This is a genomic window from Cupriavidus sp. JZ107, from assembly GCF_053903255.1.
Genome location: NZ_CP096481.1, coordinates 2859427 through 2885953 on the forward strand (window position 1 = coordinate 2859427; position 26527 = coordinate 2885953).

20 protein-coding genes are annotated in these 26527 nt (G+C 69.9%); 15 read left to right on the forward strand and 5 right to left on the reverse strand.

Translation table 11 applies throughout. The annotated features are described in order from the left end of the window. Positions 1–9 precede the first annotated feature (9 nt). Both M1D55_RS22560 and M1D55_RS22565 read right to left on the reverse strand, forming a co-directional pair. On the reverse strand, positions 10–3984 hold the full coding sequence (locus M1D55_RS22560; RefSeq protein WP_456281878.1) for a DUF3683 domain-containing protein: 3975 nt from the start codon (positions 3982–3984) through the stop codon (positions 10–12). Positions 3985–4215: 231 nt separating this feature from the next. Further along, positions 4216–4794 carry a YqaA family protein gene (locus M1D55_RS22565; RefSeq protein WP_023263402.1) on the reverse strand — a complete coding sequence of 193 codons (579 nt, stop codon included), beginning with the start codon at positions 4792–4794 and terminating at the stop codon, positions 4216–4218. A 459-nt stretch (positions 4795–5253) separates the two neighbouring features. Here M1D55_RS22565 and M1D55_RS22570 point away from each other — a divergent pair, with 459 nt between their 5' ends. The 8 genes from M1D55_RS22570 (at position 5254) to M1D55_RS22605 (ending at position 13503) form a co-directional block, all read left to right on the forward strand. After that, positions 5254–5766 carry a (2Fe-2S)-binding protein gene (locus M1D55_RS22570; protein WP_456281879.1) on the forward strand — a complete coding sequence of 171 codons (513 nt, stop codon included), beginning with the start codon at positions 5254–5256 and terminating at the stop codon, positions 5764–5766. 12 nt (positions 5767–5778) lie between these two features. After that, positions 5779–8190, forward strand: coding sequence for a xanthine dehydrogenase family protein molybdopterin-binding subunit (locus tag M1D55_RS22575; protein ID WP_456281880.1), 2412 nt, complete (start codon positions 5779–5781; stop codon positions 8188–8190). A 17-nt stretch (positions 8191–8207) separates the two neighbouring features. Next, positions 8208–9056 carry an FAD binding domain-containing protein gene (locus tag M1D55_RS22580; protein WP_456281881.1) on the forward strand — a complete coding sequence of 283 codons (849 nt, stop codon included), beginning with the start codon at positions 8208–8210 and terminating at the stop codon, positions 9054–9056. 121 nt (positions 9057–9177) lie between these two features. Continuing rightward, the gene (locus tag M1D55_RS22585; protein WP_064572589.1) at positions 9178–10086 is read left to right on the forward strand and encodes an AAA family ATPase; all 909 of its coding nucleotides are present in this window, start codon (positions 9178–9180) and stop codon (positions 10084–10086) included. Between the two features lie 36 nt (positions 10087–10122). Continuing rightward, positions 10123–11385 carry a vWA domain-containing protein gene (locus M1D55_RS22590; protein WP_456281882.1) on the forward strand — a complete coding sequence of 421 codons (1263 nt, stop codon included), beginning with the start codon at positions 10123–10125 and terminating at the stop codon, positions 11383–11385. Then, entirely contained in the window at positions 11376–11912 is a 537-nt protein-coding gene (locus M1D55_RS22595) for a CoxG family protein (RefSeq protein WP_043440339.1), read from the forward strand. Before M1D55_RS22590 ends, M1D55_RS22595 begins: the two co-directional genes overlap by 10 nt. Next, on the forward strand, positions 11885–12913 hold the full coding sequence (locus tag M1D55_RS22600; protein ID WP_064572587.1) for an XdhC family protein: 1029 nt from the start codon (positions 11885–11887) through the stop codon (positions 12911–12913). The genes M1D55_RS22595 and M1D55_RS22600 overlap by 28 nt, the downstream gene beginning before the upstream one ends. Further along, on the forward strand, positions 12895–13503 hold the full coding sequence (locus M1D55_RS22605) for a nucleotidyltransferase family protein (RefSeq protein WP_456281883.1): 609 nt from the start codon (positions 12895–12897) through the stop codon (positions 13501–13503). The genes M1D55_RS22600 and M1D55_RS22605 overlap by 19 nt, the downstream gene beginning before the upstream one ends. Before the next feature lie 135 nt (positions 13504–13638). Here M1D55_RS22605 and otsA read toward each other — a convergent pair whose 3' ends face one another. The 3 genes from otsA to otsB all read right to left on the reverse strand — a co-directional run bounded on the left by otsA (position 13639) and on the right by otsB (position 17880). Further along, complete coding sequence (gene otsA, locus M1D55_RS22610; RefSeq protein ID WP_064572583.1) at positions 13639–15030, reverse strand: alpha,alpha-trehalose-phosphate synthase (UDP-forming); 1392 nt, start codon at positions 15028–15030, stop codon at positions 13639–13641. Positions 15031–15085: 55 nt separating this feature from the next. Beyond that, on the reverse strand, positions 15086–16843 hold the full coding sequence (locus M1D55_RS22615) for a glycoside hydrolase family 15 protein (RefSeq protein ID WP_144425869.1): 1758 nt from the start codon (positions 16841–16843) through the stop codon (positions 15086–15088). A 119-nt stretch (positions 16844–16962) separates the two neighbouring features. Further along, positions 16963–17880 carry a trehalose-phosphatase gene (gene otsB / locus M1D55_RS22620; RefSeq protein WP_456281884.1) on the reverse strand — a complete coding sequence of 306 codons (918 nt, stop codon included), beginning with the start codon at positions 17878–17880 and terminating at the stop codon, positions 16963–16965. Positions 17881–18221: 341 nt separating this feature from the next. On the opposite strand from otsB, the gene ilvA reads away from it, so the two are divergent. The 7 genes from ilvA to M1D55_RS22655 all read left to right on the forward strand — a co-directional run bounded on the left by ilvA (position 18222) and on the right by M1D55_RS22655 (position 26517). Next, positions 18222–19760 (forward strand): threonine ammonia-lyase, biosynthetic, encoded by a 1539-nt coding sequence (gene ilvA, locus M1D55_RS22625; RefSeq protein ID WP_023264521.1) that lies wholly within the window; start codon positions 18222–18224, stop codon positions 19758–19760. 73 nt (positions 19761–19833) lie between these two features. Continuing rightward, a complete protein-coding gene (gene queF / locus M1D55_RS22630) occupies positions 19834–20667 on the forward strand; it encodes an NADPH-dependent 7-cyano-7-deazaguanine reductase QueF (protein ID WP_006577922.1) in 834 nt (277 codons plus the stop codon). Positions 20668–20781: 114 nt separating this feature from the next. Beyond that, entirely contained in the window at positions 20782–21639 is an 858-nt protein-coding gene (locus M1D55_RS22635) for a TetR/AcrR family transcriptional regulator (protein WP_456281885.1), read from the forward strand. Between the two features lie 19 nt (positions 21640–21658). Beyond that, a complete protein-coding gene (locus M1D55_RS22640; protein WP_456281886.1) occupies positions 21659–22726 on the forward strand; it encodes an HlyD family secretion protein in 1068 nt (355 codons plus the stop codon). After that, positions 22723–23733, forward strand: a complete 1011-nt coding sequence (locus tag M1D55_RS22645) for an ATP-binding cassette domain-containing protein (protein WP_456281887.1) — start codon at positions 22723–22725, stop codon at positions 23731–23733. Before M1D55_RS22640 ends, M1D55_RS22645 begins: the two co-directional genes overlap by 4 nt. Further along, positions 23730–24893 (forward strand): ABC transporter permease, encoded by a 1164-nt coding sequence (locus M1D55_RS22650; RefSeq protein ID WP_456281888.1) that lies wholly within the window; start codon positions 23730–23732, stop codon positions 24891–24893. Before M1D55_RS22645 ends, M1D55_RS22650 begins: the two co-directional genes overlap by 4 nt. A gap of 49 nt (positions 24894–24942) precedes the next feature. Beyond that, entirely contained in the window at positions 24943–26517 is a 1575-nt protein-coding gene (locus M1D55_RS22655; protein WP_456281889.1) for an efflux transporter outer membrane subunit, read from the forward strand. The last annotated feature ends 10 nt before the right edge of the window (positions 26518–26527 follow it).

A 26527-nucleotide genomic window follows, 5' to 3' on the forward strand; every position in this document is an offset into this window, starting at 1 on the left:
GCCGGACCCTCACACCAGCACCCGTTCGATGCCGCCGGCGTTGGCCGCGGCGACGTAGTCGGGCATCCAGTTCTCGCCCAGCAGATGGCGCGCCATCTCGACCACGATGTAGTCGGCCTGCACCGAGGCATCCTCGTTGTAGCGCGACAGGCCCTGCAGGCACGACGGGCAGCTGGTCAGGATCTTGACGTCGCCGTCGAAGCCGTCGGCGCGCAGCTTGCCGGCGCCCTTGCGCATTTCCTCTTCCTTGCGGAAGCGGACCTGCGTCGACACGTCCGGACGCGTGACCGCCAGCGTGCCCGACTCCCCGCAGCAGCGCTCGTTCTTCTCGATGTTGCCGGCCTCGCCGTTACCGCCCATCAGCTGGTTGACCAGTTTGGTCGGGTCCATCGTCTTGATCGGCGTGTGGCAGGGATCGTGGTACATGTAGCGCGCCCCGGTCACGCCCTCGAGCTTGACGCCCTTCTCCAGCAGATACTCGTGGATATCGATGATGCGGCAGCCAGGGAAGATCTTCTCGAATTCGTAGCCGGCGAGCTGGTCGTAGCAGGTGCCGCAGCTGACCACCACCGTCTTGATGTCGAGGTAGTTCAGCGTGTTGGCGACCCGGTGGAACAGCACGCGGTTGTCGGTGACGATCTTCTCGGCCTTGTCGAACTGGCCGGTGCCGCGCTGCGGATAGCCGCAGCACAGATAGCCCGGCGGCAGCACGGTCTGCACGCCGACGTGCCACAGCATCGCCTGCGTGGCCAGCCCCACCTGCGAGAACAGCCGCTCCGAGCCGCAGCCCGGGAAGTAGAACACCGCCTCGCTCTCGACCGAGGTCGCCTTCGGATTGCGGATGATCGGCACGATCTCGTTGTCTTCGATATCGAGCAGCGCGCGCGCGGTCTTCTTGGGCAGGTTGCCCGGCATCTTCTTGTTGACGAAGTGGATCACCTGCTCGCGCACCGGCGGCTTGCCGACGGTGGCGGGCGGATGCGCGGTCTGCTTGCGCGCCAGCGTCTTCATCAGCTCGTTGCCGGCGCGCTGGGCCTTGTAGCCCCAGTCCATCATGACCTTGCGGGTCATGTTGATGGTCTGCGGATTGGTCGCGTTCAGGAAGAACATCGCCGCCGCGGTGCCGGGGTTGAACTTCTTCTGGCCCATCTTGCGCAGCAGGTTGCGCATGTTCATCGACACGTCGCCGAAGTCGATCTTGACCGGGCACGGCGTCACGCACTTGTGGCAGACGGTGCAGTGGTCGGCCACGTCCGAGAACTCGTCCCAGTGCTTGATCGACACGCCGCGGCGCGTCTGCTCCTCGTACAGGAAGGCCTCGATCAGCAGCGAGGTGGCCAGGATCTTGTTGCGCGGGCTGTACAGCAGGTTGGCGCGCGGCACGTGGGTCGCGCACACCGGCTTGCACTTGCCGCAGCGCAGGCAGTCCTTGACGCTGTCGGCGATCGCGCCGATGTCGCTCTGCTGCATGATCAGCGACTCGTGCCCCATCAGCCCGAACGACGGCGTATAGGCGTTGCGCAGGTCGGCGCCGGGCAGCAGCTTGCCCTTGTTGAAGCGGCCCTGCGGATCGACGCGCTGCTTGTACTGGCGGAAGTCGCCGATCTCTTCCTCGGTCAGGAACTCCAGCTTGGTGATGCCGATGCCGTGCTCGCCCGAAATCACGCCGTCGAGCGAACGCGCCAGCGCCATGATGCGGGCCACCGCCTTGTGGGCGTCCTGCAGCATGTCGTAGTCGTCGGAGTTGACCGGGATGTTGGTGTGCACGTTGCCGTCGCCGGCGTGCATGTGCAGCGCGACGAAGACGCGGCCGCGCAGCACCTGCTTGTGAATCTTCTGCGCCTCGTCGAGGATCGGCTTGAATTCGCCGCCGTTGAAGATCTTGCGCAGCTCGGCGCGCAGCTCGTTCTTCCACGACACGCGGATCGTACGATCCTGCAGCAGATGGAACACGGCGGCATCGGGCTGCTGCACCAGCCGCGCCTCGAAGGCCTGCCCCAGCAGGCCCAGGCCGTGGCCGATCAGCGCGGCGCGCGCCTGCGTCAGCGGCGTGTCGAGGTTGTCGCGCAGATAGATCCAGCGCGCGCGCACGTCGCGCAGCAGCGTCAGCGCCTGCTGCACGCGGTCCTCCAGCAGCTCGGCGCTGGGGATCTCGTTGGCGTCGTCGCTGCGGCCCAGCGGCAGGTTGCCGCGCGCGAAGAAGCTCTCGAGCTCGTCGGCGAGCTTGAGCTTGTTCTTGATCGACAGCTCGATATTGATGCGCTCGATGCCGTCGGTGTATTCGCCCATCCGGTTCAGCGGAATCACCACGTCTTCGTTGATCTTGAAGGCGTTGGTATGGCGCGCGATGGCGGCGGTGCGCGAACGGTCGAGCCAGAACTTCTTGCGCGCCTCGGGGCTGATCGCGACGAAGCCCTCGCCGCTCTTGCCGTTGGCCATGCGGATCACTTCGGAGGTGGCGCGCGCGACCGCGTTCTCGTCGTCGCCGACGATATCGCCGATCAGCACCATCTTCGGGAAGGCGTTGCGCTTGCTCTTGGTGGCGTAACCGACCGCGCGCAGGTAGCGCTCGTCCAGATGCTCGAGGCCGGCGAGGATCGCGCCGCCCGGCGTCTTCGACTCGATATCGAGGAAGTCCTTGATCTCGACGATGCTCGGGATCGCGTCGCGCGCCTGGCCGAAGAACTCGAGGCAGACCGTGCGGATATGGCGCGGCATCCGATGCAGGATCCAGCGCGCGCTGGTGATGATGCCGTCGCAGCCTTCCTTCTGCACGCCCGGCAGGCCGGCCAGGAACTTGTCGGTGACGTCCTTGCCGAGCCCTTCCTTGCGGAACTTGCGGCCCTCGATCGCCAGCGTCTCGCTGCGCAGCAGCTTCTCGCCCGGCGCGCGATTGCCGTCGAACCACTTCAGCTCGAAGGTGGCGACGGGCACGTCGTGGATCTTGCCCAGGTTGTGGTCCAGGCGCGTGACCTCGAGCCAGTTGCCCTCCGGATCCACCATGCGCCACCAGGCCAGGTTGTCCAGCGCGGTGCCCCACAGCACGGCCTTCTTGCCGCCGGCGTTCATCGCGACGTTGCCGCCGATGCACGAGGCGTCGATCGAGGTCGGGTCGACCGCGAACACCAGGCCCGCCTTGTCGGCCGCGTCGGCGACGCGGCGCGTCACCACGCCGGCGCCGGAGAAGATCGTCGCGACGTTGTCCGGCACGCCCGGCAGGTCGGTCTGCTCGACGGGTCCGAGCTGTTCCAGCTTCTCGGTATTGATCACCGCCGACAGCGGCGTCAGCGGCACGGCGCCGCCGGTATAGCCGGTGCCGCCTCCGCGGGGAATGATGGTCAGGCCCAGTTCGAAGCAGCCCTTGACCAGCCCGGCGATCTCTTCCTCGGTATCGGGGGTCAGCACCACGAACGGGTATTCGACGCGCCAGTCGGTGGCGTCGGTCACGTGCGACACGCGCGAGAGCCCGTCGAACTTGATGTTGTCCTTCTGCGTGACACGGCCCAGCACGCGCAGCGCGCGCTTGCGCAGCTCGTAGGCGTCGGTGAACTCGCGCTTGAATTCCTCGATGGCCTGCCGGGCGAAGGTGACCAGCTGCTCGACGCGGTGCGAACGGTCCTCGGCGGCGGGCTCGGCATGCTCGGCGCGATCGGCGGCGCGGCGCTTCTCGATCTCGGCCAGGCGGTGATGCAGCGCGGAGATCAGCATCTCGCGGCGCTTCGGGTTCTCTAGCAGATCGTCCTGCAGATACGGATTGCGGCGGACCACCCAGATATCGCCCAGCACCTCGTACAGCATCCGCGCCGAACGGCCGGTGCGGCGCTCGCCGCGCAGCTCGTCCAGGATCCGCCAGGCCTCCTCGCCCAGCAGGCGGATCACGATTTCGCGGTCGGAAAAGGAGGTGTAGTTATAGGGGATCTCGCGCAGGCGCGGAGGGGCGTCCTGCGCGGCGAGCTTGGCGTCGAGCACGAGTGGGGCATTCATGGGCGGGAGCGCGGCATGCGGCGCACGGGGACGGTGCGCCTGTCGTCAACTAAAGCGCGATTGTACTGCAACGGCCGATTTTGCCGCAGCGCAACAATCCCATACCCCCGCTCGGGACATGGCGGGCGGGGCCTGGTGCTGTCGCCCCCGCGAAAGCGGGGGCCCAGCGGCTTTCGCTCCGCGACCAGGCTTCAACGACGCTGGGTCCCCGCTTGCGCGGGGACGACGAGGTCAGAACCACCCCCGCATCATGTCGCCCAGCCCCCGCCAGAAACTGTCCGGAATCCACAGCAGCGCGCTGGTCATCGCCAGATAGCGCAGCAGCTTGCCGACCGCCATATAGCCCAGGCTCGGCCAGAACGGCAAGCGCAGCCACCCGGCCAATGTGCACAACGGATCACCCAACATCGGCAACCACGACAGCAGCAGCGTCTTCGGGCCGAGGCGCCGCATCCAGCGGAAATAGCGCGCGTCCAGCGGCGGCTTGCGGGGCTTGCGCGGATGCTTGCGGTGTTCGGCGTGCTCGCGCTCGTGCTCGCGATGCTGGCGCCGCAGGTGGTAGCGCACCAGCGCCAGCTTGGCCGCGTAGCCGAGCCACCAGTCGATCGCGCCGCCGACCGTGTTGCCGGCGGTGGCCACCAGCAACGCGGGCCAGAACATGTCCGGATTGAGCTTGATATAGCCGAACACGGCGGGCTCGGATCCGACCGGCAGCAGCGTCGCCGACAGCAGGCTGACGAGGAAGATCGCGCTCAGCCCAACCTTGGGCAGCGCGGCGGTGTCGAACAGCCAGTCGATCAGGCCTTCCATCAATGAATGCGGTGGTTCGGTCGAGGGTTCGGGACGCGAAGCGGCGGCGGGCGCGACGGCCATGCCGAAGCTGCCCCGCTCGCGCGGCCGGCCATTCTAGCAAGCGCCAAGCGGGCCAACCCGCATGGCACAGCCTGGGGATTTGTGATTTACTGTTAGAGCCTTTGCCAGCCTATGGTTCACTGGCCGATGGGCCGCGACGGATCGCCCGTCGCGGGATTGACCGCTGCATTCGTTGGCCGCAATCGTAAGCCGCAATCGTAAGCCGCAATCGTAAGCCGCAATCGTTAGCCGCAATCGTTAGCTGTAACACTCGCTGTACCACCATCACGAAATAGCCGCGTTCCAACAAGCGGCAGCACCGCGCCGTAGCCTGTTCCGGGCAGTCATCGCGCATTTTCGGGATACACGCGGGATGTCCGGAGCCGGCCATGTGCGTCCACCCACATGGAGACCAGCATGGCGATTCCGATCCGCCTGACCGTCAACGGCAAGACCGTCGACGCCCAGGTCGAACCCCACACCCTTCTCGTCCAATTCCTGCGTGAACAGCTGCGCCTGACCGGCACCCATGTCGGCTGCGACACCGCGCAATGCGGCGCCTGCACCGTGCATCTGGACGGCCGGGCGGTGAAGTCGTGCAATCTGCTGGCGGTGCAGGCGGACGGTGCCCAGGTGACCACCATCGAAGGGCTGGCCCCCGATGGCGAACTGCATCCGATGCAGGCCGCGTTCCGCGACTGCCACGGACTGCAATGCGGCTTCTGCACGCCCGGCATGGTGATGAGCGCGGCCGCGCTGGTACAGGAGCGCCCGAACGCGGACGCCGCGGCGATCCGCGCGCATCTGGACGGCAACCTGTGCCGCTGCACCGGCTATCACAACATCGTGCGCGCGGTGCAGCAGGGCCAGGCCGCGATGGCCAGCGCCGCTGCATCCGGCGTGCCCGCATCCGCCGCCTCGGCCGAGTAAGGAGGAACCGCCATGAACGCACCCGAGACCCCACGGCTGGTCGGCGCCTCCGTCAAGCGCAAGGAAGACTACCGCTACCTGACCGGCATCGGCCAGTACACCGACGACATCGTGCAGCCGCAGCAGAGCTACGGCTATTTCGTCCGCTCGCCCTACGCGCACGCGCGCATCCGCTCGATCGACACACGCCAGGCGATGGCCTCGCCCGGCGTGATCGGCGTCTTCACCGGCGAGGACATGGCGGCCGACAAGGTCGGCGGCCTGCCCTGCGGCTGGCTGATCCACAGCATCGACGGCTCGCCGATGAAAGAGCCTCCGCATCCGGTGCTGGCGCAGGGCAAGGTCCGCCATGTCGGCGACCAGGTCGCGCTGGTGGTGGCCGAGACGCTGCAGCAGGCGCGCGACGCCGCCGAGAAGATCGAGGTCGATTACGAGGAACTGCCGGCGGTGGTGCGCACCGCCGACGCGGCCTCCGCCACCACGCTGGTGCACGACGACGTGCCGGCCAACACCTGCTACGTCTGGGGCCACGGCGACCGCGCGGCCACCGATGCGGCCTTCGCCAAGGCGGCGCACGTGACCACGCTGGAGATCGTCAACAACCGGCTGGTACCCAATGCGATCGAGCCGCGCGCGGTCAACGCCAGCTACAACCGGCAGGACGACAGCTACACGCTGTACGTCGCCAGCCAGAACCCGCACGTCGAGCGGCTGCTGATGGGCGCCTTCGTGCTGGGGCTGCCCGAGTCGCGGCTGCGCGTGATCGCGCCCGACGTCGGCGGCGGCTTCGGCTCGAAGATCTTCCTGTATCCGGAGGACGTCGCGCTAACCTGGGCGTCGAAGAAGGTCAAGCGGCCGATCAAGTGGACCGCCGAGCGTTCCGAGTCCTTCCTGACCGACGCCCACGGCCGCGACCATGTCACGCGCGCCGAGCTGGCGCTCGATGGGGACGGCAAGTTCCTGGCGATGCGGGTCCACACGACCGCCAACATGGGCGCCTACCTGTCGACCTTCGCCTCCAGCGTGCCGACCATCCTGTACGCGACGCTGCTGGCCGGCCAGTACGCGACCCCGGCAATCTACGCCGAGGTCACCGCGGTGTTCACCAATACCGCGCCGGTCGACGCCTATCGCGGCGCGGGCCGGCCCGAGGCCACCTATGTGGTCGAGCGGCTGGTCGAGACCGCGGCGCGCGAACTCGGCATCGATCCGGCCGAACTGCGCCGGCGCAATTTCATCCGCAGCTTCCCGTATGCGACCCCGGTCGGGCTGACCTACGACACCGGCGACTACGAGCCCTGCCTGCAGCGCGCGCAGGAGCTGGCCGACGTGGCCGGCTTCCCGGCGCGCCGCGACGAGGCCCAGCGCCGCGGCAAGCTGCGCGGCCTCGGCTATTCCTGCTACATCGAGGCATGCGGGCTGGCGCCGTCGAACATCGCCGGGGCGCTCGGCGCGCGTGCCGGCCTGTTCGAGGTCGGCGAGATCCGCGTGCATCCGACCGGCACCGTAACCGTCTTCACCGGCTCGCACAGCCACGGGCAGGGGCACGAGACCACCTTCGCCCAGGTGGTGGCCGACCGGCTCGGCATCCCGCTCGATGCGGTGGAGGTCGTGCACGGCGACACCGGCCGCGTGCCGTTCGGCATGGGCACCTACGGCTCGCGTTCGCTGGCGGTCGGCGGCTCGGCCATCGTCAAGGCGCTCGACAAGATCGAGGCCAAGGCCAGGCAGATCGCCGCGCACCTGCTCGAGGCGTCGGCCGACGACATCGAGTTCAGCAACGGCGTGTTCCGCGTGGCCGGCACCGACCGCAGCAAGACCTTCGGCGAGGTCGCGCTGTCGGCCTATGTGCCGCACAACTACCCGCTCGAGCGGCTGGAGCCGGGCCTGAACGAGAACGCGTTCTACGACCCGACCAACTTCACCTATCCGTCCGGCGCCTACGTCTGCGAGGTCGAGGTCGACCCGGACACCGGCGAGACGCAGGTGGTCAAGTTCACCGCGGTCGACGACTTCGGCAACATCATCAATCCGATGATCGTCGAGGGACAGGTCCACGGCGGCATCGGCCAGGGGCTCGGACAGGCGATGCTCGAGCAGTGCGTCTACGACGGCGACAGCGGCCAGCTGCTGACCGGCTCCTACATGGACTACGCAATGCCGCGCGCGGCCGATCTGCCGGACTTCACCGTCGAGACCGCGCAGGGCACGCCGTGCACGCACAATCCGCTGGGCGTCAAGGGCTGCGGCGAGGCCGGCGCGATCGGCTCGCCGCCGGCCTTCATCAACGCGCTGATCGACGCGCTGTCGCCGCTCGGCGTGCGCGACCTGCAGATGCCGGCCACCCCGCATCGGGTCTGGCAGGCGATCCACGCGGCCGGGCAGGCAGCCGGCAACGGTGCCACCCCGGCACGCACCATCTGACGCGCGAGGAGACATCCATGTACGCATTCCAGTTCCAACGCGCGACCGATGCCCAGGCGGCGGCCGCGCTGCTGCGCAGCGACCCCGATGCGAAGATCGTGGCGGGCGGGCAGAGCCTGATCGCGGCGATGAAGCTGCGTCTGGCCGCGCCGTCGACGCTGGTCGACATCAACCGCATTCCCGGCATTCGCGACATCCGTGTCGAAGGCGACACGCTGGTGATCGGCGCCGGCGCGCGGCACGCCGATGTCGAGGCGCACCCCGAGGTCAAGCGCCGGCTGCCGGCGCTGGCCGCGCTGGCCGGTGGCATCGGCGACCGCCAGGTACGGGCGCTCGGCACGCTGGGCGGCTCGATCGCCAACAACGATCCGGCCGCCTGCTATCCGGCCGCGGTGCTGGGCCTGAACGCCACCGTGGTGACCGACCGGCGCAGCATCGCCGCCGACGATTTCTTCGTCGGCATGTACGAGACCGCGCTCGAGCCGGACGAGCTGATCACCGCGGTGCGCTTCCCCTGTCCGCGCCAGGCCGCCTACGTCAAGTTCCGCAACCCGGCCTCGCGCTTTGCGCTGGTCGGCGTGATGGTGGCCAGGGGCGTCGGCGGGGCAGATGGCAGTAGCAGCAGCGGCGCAGACGTGCGCGTGGCCGTCACCGGTGCCGCCGACGCGGTGTTCCGCTGCGAGCCGCTGGAGCGCGCGCTGTCGGCGGACTTCAGCGCGGCGGCCGCGCGGGCGGTGACGATCCCGACCGAGGGCCTGAACGACGACCTGCACGGGTCCGCCGAGTACCGGGCGCATCTGATTCCGGTGCTGGCGGCGCGCGCGGTCGAGCAGGCGCTGGGGCAGGGTTCCTCGCAACCTTCCTGATCGTGCTGAAGCGCAGCAGCGGACCGGCTTGCCGGTCCGCCTGCTTGCCGCGGTTCTTCCCGCGATCCGGCCTCGTTCACTGCCGCCGCCTCTACCCGTCCTGTCGTCCGACCTCGCCTTCATGCTGCCCGCTTCGATCGACCAGACCCTGACGCTGCTCCAGCGCGAGCAATACTTCGCCGACCGCGAGACCGCGACCGTGCTGTTCCTCGCGCTGAAGATGCAGCGCCCGCTGTTTCTCGAAGGGGAACCGGGCGTCGGCAAGACCGCGCTGGCGCAGGCGATCGCCGCTGGCCTCGGCACCAGGCTGTTGCGGCTGCAGTGCTACGAGGGACTCGACGCCGCCAGCGCGCTGTACGAATGGGACTATCCGCGCCAGATCATGGCGCTGCGCCTGGCCGAGGCGCGCGGCGAACGGCCCGAGGCGCAATCGCTGTACCGCGACGAATTCCTGCTCAAGCGCCCGCTGCTGGAGGCGCTGCTGCCCGACCCTGCCGCCCCCGCGGGGCCGCGCGTGCTCCTGATCGACGAGATCGACCGCGCCGACGAACCGTTCGAGGCCTTCCTGCTCGAGGTGCTGTCCGAATACCAGGTGTCGATCCCCGAGATCGGCCGCATCGCCGCGCAGCGCCCGCCGCTGATCGTGATCACGTCGAACCGCACGCGCGAGGTTCACGACGCGCTCAAGCGCCGCTGCCTCTATCGCTGGATCGGCTATCCCGAGCGCCAGCGCGAGCTTGACATCGTCGCCGCCCGCGCGCCGGAGGCCGCGGCGGCGCTGCAGACGCAGGCGATCGACTTCGTGCACCGGCTGCGCGGCATCGACCTGTTCAAGGCGCCCGGCATCGCCGAGGCGATCGACTGGTGCCGCGCGCTGGCGGCGCTCGGCGTGACGGAACTCGATCCCGATTCGGTGCGCGACACCCTCGGCGTACTGCTCAAATACCAGGACGATCTCGCGCGCGTCGACGGGCCGACCGTGGCCGAACTGCTGGCCGGCACGCCGACGGAGCCGGCCGGGGAGCGCTGAGTGACGCCGCGCCCGCCAGCCGACGCGGCTTCACCGATGCCACGCGCCGCCACGGCGCCGGACGGCCAGGCCGCGGCACGTACCGTTCCCGAGCTGCCGGTGCTGGCGCGCAATATCACCCATTTCGTGCGGCTGCTGCGTGGCGCCGGCCTGCCGCTGTCGCCGGCGCAGGCCGTCGACGCGCTGCAGGCGCTGCGGCACGTCGACCTGGGCCGGCGCGACGAGGTGCGCGCGACGCTGGCCGCGCTGATGCTGTCCGGCCCCGACCAACGCCCACTGTTCGACGCCGCCTTCGACCTGTTCTGGCGCGACCCTGATTGGGAGGGCAAGCTGCGCGCGCTGCTGCTGCCGCGCGTGGACGCCGGCGCGCCGCCGCCTCGCCGCAGCAACCGCCTCGCCGACGCGCTGGCCGCGCGCAAGCCGCCCGCCGAGCCATCCGCACCGGCCCCGTCGCCGGCGGAGCAGCGCATCGGCGCGGTGCTGACCTTCTCCGCGCAGGAGCGGCTGGCGCAGCGCGACTTCGATACGCTGTCGGCCGACGAATGGCGCGCGCTGCAGCATCTGATCCGCGCGCGCCGCACGCATCTGGCAACCGAGCGCACGCGCCGGCTGCGCGCCGCCGCCCACGGCACCCACGCCGACCTGCGCGCGAGCGCGCGGCTGGCGGTGCGCCAGCACGGCGAATGGATGCGCTGGAAATACCGCCGCCACGCCGAGCGACGCCCGCCGCTGGTGCTGCTGCTCGATATCTCGGGGTCGATGAGCCAGTATTCGCGCGCGGTGCTGTACTTCTGTCATGCGTTGATGCAATCGCGCGAGCGGCTGTCGGTGTTCCTGTTCGGCACGCGGCTGACCAATGTCAGCCGGGCGCTGCGCGAGCGGGATCCCGACGATGCCGTGGAGACCATCGCACAGCAGGTGCGCGACTGGGCCGGCGGCACGCGCATCGGCGCCGCGCTGACGACCTTCAACCGCCAGTGGGCGCGCCGCACGCTGGGCGGCCGCGCCACCGTGCTGCTGGTCACCGACGGCCTCGATCACGAGCGGATCGACCTGCTGGGCGACGAGATGGCGCGCCTGCGGCGCTTCGCCCATCGCATCGTCTGGCTCAATCCGCTGCTGCGCTACGCGGGCTTCACGCCGCAGGCCCGCGGCGTGCAGGCGATCCTGCCGCATGTCGACGCGCTGCGCCCCGCCCACAACCTGGCCAGCCTGTTCGCGCTGGAATCGCTGCTCGCGGCGCCATCGGCGCGCCGGTCCGCCAACAACGACAAGGAGAACCCCGCACCATGGAAATGACCCAAACCCACCGGCTGCCGGTGCCGCAGCAGGTCGCCTGGGAGGCGTTGAACGACACGGCCCTGCTCCAGCATTGCATTCCCGGATGTGAGAGTATCGAGCCCGATGGCGACAACGCCTACCTGCTGAGCATGACCGCCGCGGTCGGGCCGGTGAAGGCGAAGTTCAAGGGCCGGATGGCGCTGCAGGACATCCAGGCGCCGGACAGCTATACCATCGCGTTCGACGGCCAGGGCGGCGCGGCGGGCTTCGGCAAGGGCACCGCGAAGGTGCGGCTGGACCCGGACGGCGACGAGACCGTGCTGTCGTACACGGTGCAGGCGCAGGTCGGCGGCAAGATCGCGCAGATCGGCTCGCGGCTGGTCGATGGTGCCGCCCGCAAGATGGCGGACACCTTCTTCACGCGCTTCTGCGAGGCGGTCAGCGGCGGCGCGTCGCCGGCGGATGAACCTTCTGCGGCCGATTCGGCCGAAGGCGAACAAACGAAACGGAAGCGATCATGGACAGCGTGGATCTCGAAGTCCTGAAAAGCAGTGTGCGGTGGACCGCCGAAGGCCACCGCACGCTGCTGGTCACGGTGGTCAGGACCTGGGGCTCGTCGCCCCGCCCCGAGGGCGCGATGCTGGCGGTGCGCGACGACGGGCTGGTGGTCGGCTCGGTGTCGGGCGGCTGCATCGAGGACGACATCATCGACCGGGTCCGGCGCGAAGGCATCGCGGCCCGCACGCCGGAGGCGATCAAGTACGGCATCAGCGCCGAGGAGGCGCACCGCTTCGGCCTGCCGTGCGGCGGCACCATCGAGCTGGTCGCCGAACCGGTGACGGCCGACAGCGGCCTGGCCGAGCTGCTGGACGCGGTCGAGAACGGCAGGCTGGTGACCCGCACGCTCGACATGGCGACCGGCAAGGCCACGCTGGGCCCGGCGCAGGCCACCGACGGCCTGAGCTTCGACGGCCGCACACTGGCGACGATCCACGGGCCGCGCTACCGGATGCTGGTGATCGGCGCCGGACAGCTGTCGAAATACCTGTGCCAGATCGCGGTCGGCCTGGGCTTCCAGGTCACGGTCTGCGATCCGCGCGAGGAATACACCGAAACCTGGGACATCCCCGGCGTCACCATGGTGCGCACGATGCCGGACGACACCGTGATCGAGATGAAGCTGGACGAGCGCTGCGCGGTGATCGCGCTGACGCACGATCCGAAGCTCGACGACCTCGCGCTGATGGAGGCGCTGCGCACGCGCGCCTTCTATGTCGGCGCGCTGGGGTCGCGGCGCAACAACCAGGCGCGGCGCGAGCGTTTGAAGGAATTCGATCTGAACGACGCGCAGCTGGCGCGGCTGCACGGACCGGTCGGCATCTATATCGGCAGCCGCACGCCGCCGGAGATCGCGATCTCGATCCTGGCCGAGGTGGTCGCAGCGAAGAACCATGTCTCGCTGCCCGACATCCTGCAGGTCGAGGGCGCCAAGGCCGCGCGCGAACTGGCGGCCAACGAGGCCAGCGCATGCAGTCCGGGCCGCTGATCGATTCGGATCTGCCGGCCGGCATCCTGCTGGCGGCCGGCTACGGCCGCCGCTTCGATCCAGGCGGCGCGCGCAACAAGCTGCTGCAAGCGCTGCCGGACGGACGCACCGTGGCGTGGCACAGCGCCCGCACGCTGGCCACCGCGCTGCCCGGCGCGATCGCCGTGGTGCGGCCGGGACAGCCGGAGCTGGAACGGGAACTGAGCGAGGGCGGCTGCACGGTGCTGGCCTGCGCGCGCGCCGAGGCCGGCATGGGCGCCGCGCTGGCGGCGGCGGTCGAAGCCCGCGCCGACGCGCGCGGATGGCTGGTGGCGCTGGCCGACATGCCGTGGCTGACGGTCGAACTGGTGCGCGCGGTGGCGCTGAGCATTGTCACACCGGAGGCCAGCAGCGAAGCGATCGCCGCGCCATGGCGCGACGGCCGGCGCGGCCACCCGGTGGCGTTCGGCCCCGGCTGGCGCGACGCGCTGTTGCGGCTGGACGGCGACGAGGGGGCGCGGGCGCTGCTGCAGGGCCGCGCCGTGACACGGATCCTGACCGATCACGACGGCGCGTTCCGGGATATCGATACGCCAGAGGATCTGCATTGACTGGCTGCGGCTGAACGCGCGCCGCCTGCCCTCTCCCGCGAGCGGGAGAGGGGAGCAAGGCCCGACATCCCTATTGGGTCCTCCCTCTCCCCCTCAGGGGGAGAGGGCTGGGGAGAGGGAGGCGGTTTCCCTCGCTCACCCCTGATCGCTCTCCGCCAGACTGCGGAGGTATTCACGGCTCCACCAGTGCACGTCCTGGGCGCGGATGTTCTCGAGCAGCTTCTGATGCCGGCTCTGCCGCTCGGCCAGCGGCATGTGCAGCGCCTGCTGGATCGCCTGCGCGGTGCCCTGGATATCGTAGGGATTGACCAGCAGCGCTTCCTTCAGCTGCTCGGCCGCGCCGGCGAAGCGCGACAGCACCAGCACGCCGGGATCGTCCGGGTCCTGCGCGGCGATATATTCCTTGGCGACCAGGTTCATGCCGTCGCGCAGCGGCGTCACCAGCGCGACGCGCGCCGCGCGGCACAGCCCCGGCAGGCGCCGGCGCGACGTGGTGCGGTGGATATAGCGGATCGGCATCCAGTCCAGTTCGCCGTACTCGCCGTTGATCGACCCCGACATCCCTTCCAGCTGGCGGCGCAGATCGGCATAGGCGTCGACCGATTCGCGCGACGGCGCCGCGATCTGGATCAGCGTGGCGCTCGAACGGTTCTCGGGATACTGCGCCAGCAGCGCCTGGAACGCCTTCAGCCGCTCCGGCAGCCCCTTCGAATAGTCCATCCGGTCCACGCCCAGCAGCAGCCGCCGGCGCGCGTACTGGCCCATCATCATCTCGTAGGTTTCCTGCGCCTCGTGCCCCTTGCCGAGCGACACGAACTCGTCGACGTCGATGCCGATCGGAAACGCCTGCGCCCGCACGGTGCGATGGAAGGCGCGGTAGCGATGGTCGCCCATCGGCTCGGCGCCCGCCTCGGACTGCGCGTAGCGCGCGAAGTGCTCGAGGTCGGCCTGGCTCTGGAAGCCGATCAGGTCGTAGGCGAACAGCGCGCGCATCAGCCATTCGTGCTGCGGAATCGTGGTCAGGATCGGCGGCGGCGGCAGCGGGATATGCAGGAAGAATCCGATGCGCTGGCCGCATCCCATCGCCCGCAGTTCCGCGGCCAGCGGAATCAGGTGATAGTCGTGGATCCAGATCATGTCGTCCGGCCGCAGCAGCGGCGCCAGCTTGCGCGCGAACAGCTGGTTGACGCGGCGGTAGACGTTCAGATGGCCGGCGTCGAAATCGGCCAGATCGACGCGGTAGTGGAACACCGGCCACAGCACGCCATTGCTGTAGCCCAGGTAGTAGGCGTCGTGATCCTCGCGGCTCAGGTCGACCGTGGCCAGCGTCACGTCGCCGGCATGCTGCAGATGCAGTTCGCCTTCTCCGGGCGTGCCACCCTGCGCGGTCTCGACGACCCGGCCGCTCCAGCCGAACCATAGTCCGCCGGTGGCATTCAGCGTTTCGCCGAGCGCCACCGCGAGTCCGCCGGCGGCGGCATTGCGGGGGTCGGCGACGCGGTTGGATACCGCTACCAGTCTTGACATAGGCCTCCTGTGAGGCGGCGCGCCGGCGCGCGCCGCCCGGTGAATCGGGGCCGGCTCAGATCACCGCGTCCCATGGCGACGACAGGCGCATCGCGCCGTTGATCAGGCCGACCATCGAATAGGTCTGCGGGAAATTGCCCCACATCTCGCCGGTGACCGGATGCGTATCTTCGGACAGCAGGCCGAGCGGATTGCGCGCGGCCAGCATCGCCTCGAAGATTTCGCGTGCCTGTTCCTTGCGGCCGATACGCGCCAGCGCATCGATCCGCCAGAAGGTGCAGATATTGAAGGCGGTCTCGGGCTTGCCGAAATCGTCGGGCGCCTCGTAGCGGCGCATGTACGGGCCGTCGCACAGCACCTCTTCCAGCCGCTCGATCGTCGCGACGAAGCGCGCGTCGCGCGGATCGATGAAGCCGACCTCGGCCATCAACAGCACGCTGGCGTCGAGCTCGCGTCCGCCGAAGCTCTCGGCGAAGGCCTGGCGCTCCTCGCTCCACGACTCGCGCAGGATGCGCTCGCGCATCGTCTCCGCATGCTTGCGCCAGTAGGCCGCGCGCGAGGGCAGCTGCAGCTTGTCGCCGATCTTGGCGAGCCGGTCGCAGGCCGCCCAGCTCATCAGCGCCGATGACGTATGCACCCTTGCGCGGGTGCGCAGCTCCCACATGCCGGCGTCCGGCGTGCCGAACACGCGCACCGCCTGCTCGCCGACCTGCTCCAGCACGCGGTATTCGGCGGGGCCGCCGCGATGCAGCAGCCGGTGGTCGTGAAAGGCCTGCGCGGCGCCCAGCACCACATTGCCGTAGACGTCGTGCTGGAAGTGTTCCTGCGCCTGGTTGCCGACCCGCACCGGCCCCATGCCGCGGTAGCCGGCGACATGGTCGAGCACGCTCTCGGGCAGCTCGCGTTCGAGGCCGATGCCGTACAGCGGCTGGATATGGCCGTCCTTGGACTGCATCACCACATTGGACATCCAGCGCAGGTAGTCCTCCATCGTGCCGACTTCGGACAGGCTGTTCAGCGCGCGGATCACGAAGAAGGCATCGCGCAGCCAGCAGAAGCGATAGTCCCAGTTGCGGCCGCTGTGCGGCGCTTCCGGGATGCTGGTGGTCATCGCGGCGACGATCGCGCCGGTCTCCTCGTACAGCGACATCTTCAGCGTGATGGCGGCGCGGATCACCGCGTCCTGCCATTCGCGCGGCACCGCCAGCCGGCGTGTCCACAGCTTCCAGTACGAGATGGTCTCCTGCTCGAAGTCGCGCGCGGTCTCGTCGACGCCGTGCTGCAGCGTCTCGTCGGGGCCGAGGATGAAGTTCATGCCCTGCGTGACCAGGAACGGCGTGTTGGCCATCACATAGGTCAGCGGCGCGTCGGTCGTCATCCGCAGCGTCATGTCGTCGCCGATGAAGCGGACATGGCTGCTGCCGCGCGAGGTCTGCGGCTTCGTGCGGCCCCAGTTGAAGCGCGGCGCGATCGACACGCGCACGCGCGGCGCGCCCTTGACCGGGCGGATCCGCCGCACCAGCGTCAACGGACGGAAATAGCGGCCCAGGCGGAAGAAGCGCGGCGCGAAATCGGTGATCTCGAGACAGTTGCCGTGGCGGTCGGTCAGCCGCGTGCGCAGCACCGCGGTGTTCGGCTCGTACCACTGGCGCGATTCGGCGAAGTCCTCGATCTCGATCGAGAAATGGCCCGCGTTCTCGCTCGGGTCGAGCAGCGCGTTGAAGACCGGATCGCCATCGAAGCGCGGCAGGCAGCACCAGACGATGCGGCCGCGCGAATCGACCAGCGCGGAGAACGCGCAATTGCCGATCATGCCCAGCGATAGCGAAGGCGGGCAATATCGCCCGCCCTGCTGTGTGCCGTCGCTGTTGATCTCGTCGGCGCGGTTGCGCGCTACGCCGGATTCGGGCTGACTCACAAACTTCCCCCTTGTCAGGATGAGGTGGTGGACGCGGATGGGCTGGCGCCGGTGCCGGACGGGCCTGCGGCGGCCGCAGGGACGGGCGTGGTGCCGGGCGCGGTGTCGGACGTGGTGTCGGCCGCTGTGTCGGTCGCCATATCGGTGGCGCTATCGCCGGGGCTCTCGCCGGCATGCGCGGCCGGCGCCGCGCCGGCGGGACTGCCATCGAGCGCCCTGGCGCTGCGGTGCAGCCACGCGCGCAGGTCCGCGGGCGCCGGCACGCTGACGGTGGCGGCGCTCTGCCGCTGGCCGACCAGCACGCCGACTCCGCCCAGATGGGCGACCATCGCAAAGCCGTCCTCGTCGGTCACGTCGTCGCCGGCGAAGATCGGCATGCGGCCCGCGAAGGGCGGCGAACGCATGATCAGCTCGACCGCGCTGCCCTTGGTGACGCCGGCCGGCTTGACCTCGACCACCATCTTGCCGTGGAGCATTTCCAGTCCGCTGACATCGCCCAGCGCCTGGGCGACCTGCTCGCGCACCAGCGTCTCGAGCTCGGGCGCCGCGCGGTAGTGCACCGCCAGCGCCATCGGCTTGCGCTCGAGCCGCAGCCCCGGATGGGCCTGCGCGAAATCCTCGAGCCGGCGGTGCAGCCGGTCCAGATCAGGGGCCGGGACCTCGAGCCGCCGGCCCTCGGCGTCGCGCAGCTCGGCACCGTGCACGCCCGCGGTGGGCAGTTGCAGCGGCGCGAGAAAGACGTCGAGTTCGGCGATGGTGCGCCCCGATACGATCGCCACCGCGCCGCCCAGCTGCCGGTGCAGCGTGCGCAGCGTTCCCACCAGTCCCGCCTCGACCTGCACGAGCTCCGGGCGTGGCGCCAGGTCGGCCAGCGTGCCGTCGAAGTCGAGGAATAGCGCGTTATCGGGATCGATCAGCGGAAGGGATGACATCGCCGCACACCGTATCACGATAGCTTGACGAGCGTCCACCGGACGGCGTCCTACAAGGCGGATGCGTCACCAGGGCATCCGCCGGGCCGCCGCTGCACTGCGGCGGTGCGGCGCGCTTCAGCCGCGTGCACCGTCGCGCGGCACCGTGCTCCATGCGGACCCGGCGCCGCCCGATCCTTTATCATTAGCGGTTTCCCGAATGCCACGGCCGATGCCGGGGGCGGCGCAGCCACGCAGCGGCACAGCGCGCCGCGACCCCGAGCCGCCCCTGCGCCCCGCCCCCAGCGCCGGCCCTCCGCCTTCTTCCGTCCATCCAATCCGGCCCCGCGCCGGTCGTCGACATGACCCGCAAGACAGCCAGCAAACCCGACTACCTGAAGAAGATCCTGACCGCCAAGGTGTACGACGTGGCGCAGGAGACCGAGCTGACCTACGCCCGCGAACTGTCGGCGCGAATCGGCAACGGGGTCTGGTTCAAGCGCGAGGACACCCAGCCGGTGTTCTCGTTCAAGCTGCGCGGCGCCTACAACAAGATGGCCTCGCTGACGCCCGACGAACTGAAGCGCGGCGTGATCGCCGCCTCGGCCGGCAACCACGCGCAGGGCGTCGCGCTGGCCGCGGCGCGGATGGAGTGCAAGGCCATCATCGCGATGCCGGTGACCACGCCGCAGGTCAAGATCGACGCGGTGCGCAAGCACGGCGGCAAGTGGGTGCAGGTGGTGCTGCACGGCGAGTCGTACAGCGACGCCTACCAGCACGCCGCCGAACTGCAGCGCAAGCACAAGCTCACCTTCATCCATCCGTTCGACGATCCCGAGGTGATCGCCGGCCAGGGGACCGTCGCGATGGAAATCCTGCGCCAGCATCCGGGTCCGATCCACGCGGTGTTCGTCGCGATCGGCGGCGGCGGGCTGATCGCCGGCGTGGCGTCGTACATCAAGGCGGTGCGGCCGGAGATCAAGGTGATCGGCGTGCAGACGGTCGATTCCGATGCGATGAAGCGCTCGATCGATGCCGGCAAGCGCGTCGAACTGAAGGACGTGGGCCTGTTCTCGGACGGCACCGCGGTCAAGCTGGCCGGCAAGGAGACCTTCCGCATCGCGCGCGAGCTGGTCGACGAGATCGTGCTGGTCGATACCGATGCGCTGTGCGCCGGCGTCAAGGACGTGTTCCAGGACACCCGCAGCATCCTGGAGCCGTCGGGCGCGCTGGCCGTGGCCGGGCTGAAGGCGTATGCCGAGCGCGAGAAGCTCAAGGGCAAGAACCTGGTGGCGATCGCCTCGGGCGCCAACATGAACTTCGACCGCCTGCGCTTCGTCGCCGAACGGGCCGAGGTCGGCGAGGCGCGCGAGGCGGTGTTCGCGGTGACCATCCCCGAGGAACGCGGCAGCTTCCGCCGCTTCTGCGAACAGCTGGGCACGCGCAACGTGACCGAGTTCAACTACCGGATCGCCGACAACCAGCTCGCGCACATCTTCGTCGGCGTGCAGATCGGCAGCCGCGCCGAAAGCGACAAGATCGCCGCGGCCTTCCGCCGCCACGGCTTTGCCGCGCTGGACCTGTCGAACGACGAGCTGGCCAAGCAGCACATCCGCTATATGGTCGGCGGGCACTCCGCGCTGGCCCAGGACGAGCTGCTGTACCGCTTCGAATTCCCGGAGCGCCCGGGCGCGCTGATGAAATTCCTGTCGAGCATGAGCCCGAACTGGAACATCAGCCTGTTCCACTACCGCAACCAGGGCGCCGACACGTCGAACATCCTGGTCGGCATCCAGGTGCCGAAGAACGAGAAGCGCGAATTCAAGGCCTTCCTTGCCACGCTCGGTTACTTACACTGGGAAGAAACCGACAACCCCGTCTACAAGCTGTTCCTGGCGTGACGGCCTGCGCCGCGCCGCCGAACCGCCCGAACCACCGCAAATCCTTGCATCGCGGAACCCGACAGGAGTCCTCATGACCGTGCCCGAACATTCGCCGCTGGGCAAAGTCTCGGCCTACAAGACCGAGTACGACGCCAGCCTGCTGTTTCCGATCCCGCGCGCGCCCAAGCGCGCCGAGATCGGCCTGCCCGAAGGCCGCGCGGTGCCGTTCTTCGGCGTGGACATCTGGAATGCCTACGAACTGTCCTGGCTCAACCCGAAGGGCAAGCCCCAGGTCGCGCTGGCCAGCTTCATCATTCCGGCCGACACGCCGAACATCGTCGAATCGAAATCGTTCAAGCTGTACCTGAACAGCTTCAACCAGACCCGGCTCGAATCCCCCGAGGCGCTGCAGCAGCTGCTGCGGCAGGACCTGTCCGAAGCGACCGGCGGCGCGGTGCAGGTGCGGCTGACCGCCGAACCCGACTTCGCCCGCCAGCAGATGGGCGAGCTCGACGGCCTGCTGCTGGACCGGCTCGATATCGAGACCGACATCTACGAGCCGGCGCCGCAGCTGCTGCGCGCGGATCAGGAAGAGACGCCGGTCGAGGAGACGCTGGTCTCGCATCTGCTGAAGTCGAACTGCCTGGTCACCGGCCAGCCCGACTGGGGCAGCGTGCAGATCCGCTATGTCGGCGCGCCGATCGACCAGGAGGGGCTGCTGAAATACCTGATCTCCTTCCGCAACCACAACGAGTTCCACGAGCAGTGCGTCGAGCGCATCTTCGTGGACGTGCTGCGCCAGTGCAAGCCGGTCAAGCTGGCGGTCTACGCGCGCTATACGCGGCGCGGCGGCCTCGACATCAACCCGTTCCGCACCAACTTCAACACGCCGTGGCCCGATAACCGGCGCAACGCGCGGCAGTAACCCCCAAGGCAAGGCCAGGCCGGCGTGCGCGCGACAGCGCAACGCCGGCTTCTTTGTAACAGGCCTTGAATTAATTAATGTGCCAATTAATATCCAGCGAACGAGATCCCGACCATGACCGCCCGCCGCTCCCGCTCCTCCGCCGCTTCCGCTGCCGCCCTGCCCGCTTCACCGCAGGAAGGCGCCCCGCTGCGCCGCCCGGGGCGTCCGGGGCGCAGCGCCGCAGCGGTCAAGGGCCTCGGCAGCGCGCCGGCGCGCGGACCGGGCCGCGCGCTTGCCGCCGAAGACCAGCGCGAGCGCCTGCTCGACGCCGCCGTCACGCTGTTTGCCGAGCACGGCATCGCGGCGACCCAGGTCAAGGCCATCGCGGCCCGTGCCGGCGTGACGCCGGCGCTGGTCCACTATTACTTCGGCGACCGCGGCCGCCTGCTCGACGCGGTCGCCGAGGAACGGCTGGGGCCGCTGGTCGACCGCGTGTTTGCGCCGGCCGGGCCGGACGAAGCCAATGCCAGTGCCAATGCCAATGCCGACGACGCAGCTGCCGACACGGCCGCCGACCCCGCCGCGCTGCTGGCCGGCATTGCCGAGCGGCTGATCCGCGCGGCCGTCGCGACGCCTTGGTTTCCGGCGTTGTGGGTGCGCGAGATCGTCACCGGCGAGGGCCAGCTGCGCGAACGCGTGATGCAGCGCTTCGGCCTGCAGCGGCTGGGCGTCGTGGTCGCCGCGCTGAGCGCCGCGCGCGAGCGCGGCCGCATCGATGCCGCGCTCGCGCCGCCGCTGCTGATGGTCTCGGTGATCGGGCTGGCGCTGCTGCCGCTGGCGACCGGCCATATCTGGCGGCGCCTGCCCGGCGCCGATGCCGTCGATGTCGATGCCATGGTCGCGCATGCGCGCGCGCTGCTGACGCATGGCATCCGCTCAGTCAACCCCGGCACAAGCGGCCGCCGGGGCCGCCCCGCCGAACGCCGCTGACCCGCACCATCGAGCCGCCATGCCCGACGCCACCCCCTCACCCCTCGACCCGCGCCAGCGTCACCGGCATGGCGCCCGGCGCGCCAGGCTGTTGCCGGCTTGCGCACTGGCGGCGGCACTGGGCCTGGCGGCGTGCGGCGATGCGCCCCCGCCGCGCTGGCAGGGCTATGTCGAAGGCGAGTTCGTCCATCTCGCCTCGCCGTTCGCCGGACGGCTGGAACGGCTGACCGTCGAACGCGGCCAGCGGGTCGCCGCCGGCGCGCCGCTGTTCGCGCTGGAGACCGAGGAAGAATCGGCCGCGCGCGCCCAGGCGGTGGCGCAACTCGAAGCCGCCCAGGCCGAGTTCGCCGATCTGCAGACCGGGCGGCGGCCGCCCGAGATCGACGCGATCCGCGCGCAACTGGCGCAGGCCGAAGCCGCGCACCAGCGCAGCGCCGCCGCGCTGGTGCGCGACGAGGCCCAGCTGCGCATCGGCGCGATTCCGCAGGCCCAGCTCGAGCAGAGCCGCGCCACCGCGCAGGCCGACGCCGCCCGTGTGCGCGAGTTGCGCAGCGATCTGGCGGTGGCGCGCCTGCCCGGCCGCGAGGCGCGCCGAGGGGCGCAGCAGGCCCAGGTCGAGGCCGCGCGCGCCGCGCTGGCGCAGGCCGACTGGCGGCTGTCGCGCAAGGCGATCGCCGCGCCCGCGGCCAGCCTGGTCTACGACACGCTCTACCGGCAGGGCGAATGGGTGCCGGCGGGCAGTCCGGTGGTGCGGCTGCTGCCGCCGGGCAACGTCAAGGTCCGCTTCTTCGTGCCCGAAGCGGCGATCGGCACGCTGCGGCCCGGGCAAGCCGTACGGCTGACCTGCGACGGCTGCGGCGCCGCGATCCCCGCCACCATCCGCTATGTCTCGAGCCAGGCCGAATACACGCCGCCGGTGATCTACAGCAACGAAACGCGGCGCAAGCTGGTCTTCCTGGTCGAGGCGCGCCCGGCGCCTGCCGACGCGGCGCGGCTGCATCCGGGCCAGCCGGTGGAGGTCGAGCCGGCCGCAGCGGGTGGCACCGCACCCGCATCGGCAGCAGCGGCAAGCGGAGCACGCCCATGAACGGCACCGTGCCAGCCGGCACTTCGGCGGCCGAGCGCGGCGCGCCCGAACTGGCGATCGACGTGCACGACCTCGGCAAGCGCTTCGGCGACAAGCAGGTGGTCGACGGCCTGACGCTGCAGGTGCGCCGCGGCGAGATCTTCGGCTTCCTCGGCCCCAACGGCAGCGGCAAGACCACGTCGATCCGGATGATGTGCGGGCTGCTGACGCCCGACGCGGGCCACGGCACCTGCCTGGGCTTCGATATCCTGCGCGACAGCGCGCAGATCAAGCGCCGCGTCGGCTATATGACGCAAAAATTCTCGTACTGGGAAGACCTGTCGATCCGCGAGAACCTCGACTTCGTCGCACGCGTCTACGGCGTGCCCGATCGCAAGGCGGCGGTCGAGCACGCGCTCGACGGACTGGGACTGGCCAGCCGCGCGCGCCAGCTCGCCGGCGCGCTGTCGGGCGGCTGGAAGCAGCGGCTGGCGCTGGCGGCGTGCCTGCTGCACGAACCGGAACTGCTGCTGCTCGACGAGCCGACCGCCGGCGTCGATCCGAAGGCGCGCCGCGACTTCTGGGAGCAGTTGCACCGGCTGGCCGCGCGCGGCATCTCGGTGCTGGTCAGCACGCACTACATGGACGAGGCCGAACGCTGCCACAAGCTCGCCTATATCGCCTACGGCAAGCTGCTGGCCCAGGGCACCGCCGAACAGGTGGTGGCGGCGCAGGGCCTGTCGACCTGGTCGGTCGAGGGCGGCGACCTGAACGCGCTGTCGCGCCGGCTCGCCGACGAGCCGGCGGTCGAGCAGACCGTGGTGTTCGGCAACGCGCTGCACGTGACCGGCCGCGACGCAGCCGCGCTGGAAGCCACGTTGCGGCGGCTTGCCGCCGAAGGCTCGCATCGGATCGCGCCGGTGGACACCAGCCTGGAGGACGTGTTCATCCACATGATGAAACGGGCCGACGACAATATGCGCGCCGAGGGCGAGCCCCCTGCGCGAGCGGGGGGTGCCCGGCAATGAGGGGCGAGGCGCGCGCACACGGCGAACGCCTCGGCTTCTCGCTGCGGCGCTGGTGGAGCATCGTGCTGAAGGAGTTCCTGCAGCTGCGCCGCGACCGCGTGACCTTCGGCATGATCGTCGGACTGCCGGTGCTGCAGCTGCTGCTGTTCGGCTTCGCGATCAATACCGACCCGCGCCAGCTGCCCACCGGTGTCATCGCCGCCGACCACAGCGAATTCACCCGCTCGCTGGTGGCCAGCATGCAGGCCTCGCGCTATTTCCGCGTGGTCGGCACGCTGCCCGACGAGGCGGCGGGACGCGAGGCCCTGATGCGCGGCGAGCTGCAGTTCGTCGTCACCATTCCGCCTGACTTCACGCGCCGGCTGCTGCGCGGCGAACGGCCCGCGGTGCTGGTCGAGGCCGACGCCACCGACCCTTCGGCGACCGGCGCCGCGCTGGCCGCGCTGTCGCAGATGCCCGTCGCGGTCGCCGACAAGGACCTGAAGGGACCGCTGTCCCGTCTCGCCAGCGGCAAGCCCGCCTTCGATGTGCAGGTGCACCGGCTCTACAACCCCGAGGGGTTGACCCAGTACAACATCGTGCCGGGCCTGATGGGCGTGATCCTGTCGATGACGATGGTGATGATGACCGGCCTGGCGATGACGCGCGAACGCGAGCGCGGCACGATGGAAAACCTGCTCGCCACGCCGGTGCGCCCGCTGGAAGTGATGACCGGCAAGATCGTGCCCTATGTCTTCATCGGCCTGATCCAGAGCACCATCATCCTGCTGGCGGCGCGCTGGGTCTTCGGCGTGCCCTTCGTCGGCTCGGTGGTCGCGGTCTACCTGGCGGCGCTGCTGTTCATCGCTGCCAACCTGACGGTCGGCATCACGCTGTCGTCGCTGGCGCAGAACCAGCTGCAGGCGATGCAGCTGACCTTCTTCTATTTCCTGCCCGGCATCCTGCTGTCGGGCTTCATGTTCCCGTTCCAGGGCATGCCGCAGTGGGCGCAGGCGATCGGCAACCTGCTGCCGATGACCTACTTCCACCGGATGATCCGCGGCATCCTGCTCAAGGGCAGCGGCTGGGCCGAGCTCTGGCCCAATGTCTGGCCGCTGCTGCTGTTCACCGCGGTGGTGATGGCGATCGCGGTGCGCTTCTATCGCCGTACGCTCGATTGAGGCCCGGCCGATGCGCACGCCCTACGTCGATGCCCGCAAGGAGATTGCCATGACCCTGTCCGCGTTCCGATGCAAACGGCTGGCGCCGCTTGCCGCCGCAGCGCTGCTGGCCGGCTGCGCGGTCGGCCCGGACTTCGTCGCACCGCCCGCCCCGGACAGCGCGCGCTATGGCGCCGCGCCGCTGCCGCCGACCACGACCTCGGCGACGACGCCCGCGCGGCACGGCGACGCGCAGCATCTGGTCGACGGCGCCGACGTGCCGGCGCAGTGGTGGTCGCTGTTCGGCAGCCCGGCGCTCGACGGCGCGATCCGCACCGCGCTGGCCAACAGCCCGACGCTGGCGCAGGCGCAGGCCAGTCTTGAACGGGCGCAGCACGACTACGCGGCCGCGGCCGGCATCGCGCAGTGGCCCGCCATCGATGCGCGGCTCGACGCGGCCCGCCAGCAGGTCAATATCGAATCGATGGGCATCACCGCCTTCCCCAGCCCCCCGCCGTTCACGCTATATGGCGCCTCGGTGCGCGTCTCGTATGTGCTGGACCTGTTCGGCGCGCAGCGGCGCGAACTCGAAGGCCTGCGCGCGGCGGTCGACTTCCAGCGCTACGAACTCGAGGCCGCGCGGCTGTCGCTCGCCACCAATGTCGCCACCGCGGCCATTCGCGAGGCCAGCCTGCGCGCGCAGATCGACGACACCGAGGCGCTGATCGACGCGCAGCGGCGGCAGCTGGCGATCGTCGAGCAAGGCGTCGCGCTCGGCGGGACCGCCGCGGTCGAGGCCGAGCGCCAGCGCGGCGAACTGGCGCAGACCGAGGCGCTGCTGCCCGGCCTGTCGCGGCAGCTGGCGGCGACGCGGCATCAGCTGGCGATCTATCTGGGATTGCCGCCGGACGCCGCGGGCGAACCGGGCGAACCCGGCTCGAGCGCAACAGCCGGCGCCGTGCCGGTATTTCGCCTTGCCGAACTGCGGCTGCCCGACGCCTTGCCGGTCAGCCTGCCGTCGGCGCTGGCGCGCCGGCGTCCCGATATCCGCGCGGCCGAGGCGCTGCTGCATCGGGCCAGCGCCGATATCGGCGTGGCCACCGCCAACCTGTATCCGAGCCTGACGCTGTCGGCGAGCGCGGGCACGCAGTCGCGCACGGGCGGCGATCTGTTCGATCACCTCAATGTGTGGAATGTCGCCGCGGGACTGGTGCAGCCGGTGTTTCGCGGCGGCGCGCTGCGGGCGCGGCAACGCGCCGCACAGGCGGCCTATCGGCAGGCGCTGGCGGCGCACCGGCAGGCGGTGCTGCAGGGGCTGCGCGAGGTCGCCGATGCGCTGCAGGCGGTCCACAGCGATGCCGCCACGCTGCGCGCGCGGGCCGAAGCGGCCCAGCGCGCCGCCTCGACGCTGGCCATCGTCACCGAGCAATACCGGCTGGGTGGCGTCAGCCAGCTGGCGCTGATCGATGCGCAACGCCAGCATCGCGAGACCACGCTGGCGCTGACGCGCGCCAGCGCCGACCGTCTGGCGGATTCCGCCGCGCTGCTGCAGGCGCTGGGCGGCGGCTGGTGGCACGCCGAGGCGGAAACCGGCGAAGCGCCGCAGGGCCGGGCCGCCGCCCCGGCAGCCACGGCCTTGCGGTGAATCCGCGGCC

Coding starts and splice junctions, on each gene's coding strand:
- M1D55_RS22560 (WP_456281878.1), bottom strand. CDS start 3,984: ATGAATGCCCCACTCGTGCTCGACGCCAAGCTCGCCGCGCAGGACGCC.
- M1D55_RS22565 (WP_023263402.1), bottom strand. CDS start 4,794: ATGGAAGGCCTGATCGACTGGCTGTTCGACACCGCCGCGCTGCCCAAG.
- M1D55_RS22570 (WP_456281879.1), top strand. CDS start 5,254: ATGGCGATTCCGATCCGCCTGACCGTCAACGGCAAGACCGTCGACGCC.
- M1D55_RS22575 (WP_456281880.1), top strand. CDS start 5,779: ATGAACGCACCCGAGACCCCACGGCTGGTCGGCGCCTCCGTCAAGCGC.
- M1D55_RS22580 (WP_456281881.1), top strand. CDS start 8,208: ATGTACGCATTCCAGTTCCAACGCGCGACCGATGCCCAGGCGGCGGCC.
- M1D55_RS22585 (WP_064572589.1), top strand. CDS start 9,178: ATGCTGCCCGCTTCGATCGACCAGACCCTGACGCTGCTCCAGCGCGAG.
- M1D55_RS22590 (WP_456281882.1), top strand. CDS start 10,123: ATGCCACGCGCCGCCACGGCGCCGGACGGCCAGGCCGCGGCACGTACC.
- M1D55_RS22595 (WP_043440339.1), top strand. CDS start 11,376: ATGGAAATGACCCAAACCCACCGGCTGCCGGTGCCGCAGCAGGTCGCC.
- M1D55_RS22600 (WP_064572587.1), top strand. CDS start 11,885: ATGGACAGCGTGGATCTCGAAGTCCTGAAAAGCAGTGTGCGGTGGACC.
- M1D55_RS22605 (WP_456281883.1), top strand. CDS start 12,895: ATGCAGTCCGGGCCGCTGATCGATTCGGATCTGCCGGCCGGCATCCTG.
- otsA (WP_064572583.1), bottom strand. CDS start 15,030: ATGTCAAGACTGGTAGCGGTATCCAACCGCGTCGCCGACCCCCGCAAT.
- M1D55_RS22615 (WP_144425869.1), bottom strand. CDS start 16,843: ATGATCGGCAATTGCGCGTTCTCCGCGCTGGTCGATTCGCGCGGCCGC.
- otsB (WP_456281884.1), bottom strand. CDS start 17,880: ATGTCATCCCTTCCGCTGATCGATCCCGATAACGCGCTATTCCTCGAC.
- ilvA (WP_023264521.1), top strand. CDS start 18,222: ATGACCCGCAAGACAGCCAGCAAACCCGACTACCTGAAGAAGATCCTG.
- queF (WP_006577922.1), top strand. CDS start 19,834: ATGACCGTGCCCGAACATTCGCCGCTGGGCAAAGTCTCGGCCTACAAG.
- M1D55_RS22635 (WP_456281885.1), top strand. CDS start 20,782: ATGACCGCCCGCCGCTCCCGCTCCTCCGCCGCTTCCGCTGCCGCCCTG.
- M1D55_RS22640 (WP_456281886.1), top strand. CDS start 21,659: ATGCCCGACGCCACCCCCTCACCCCTCGACCCGCGCCAGCGTCACCGG.
- M1D55_RS22645 (WP_456281887.1), top strand. CDS start 22,723: ATGAACGGCACCGTGCCAGCCGGCACTTCGGCGGCCGAGCGCGGCGCG.
- M1D55_RS22650 (WP_456281888.1), top strand. CDS start 23,730: ATGAGGGGCGAGGCGCGCGCACACGGCGAACGCCTCGGCTTCTCGCTG.
- M1D55_RS22655 (WP_456281889.1), top strand. CDS start 24,943: ATGACCCTGTCCGCGTTCCGATGCAAACGGCTGGCGCCGCTTGCCGCC.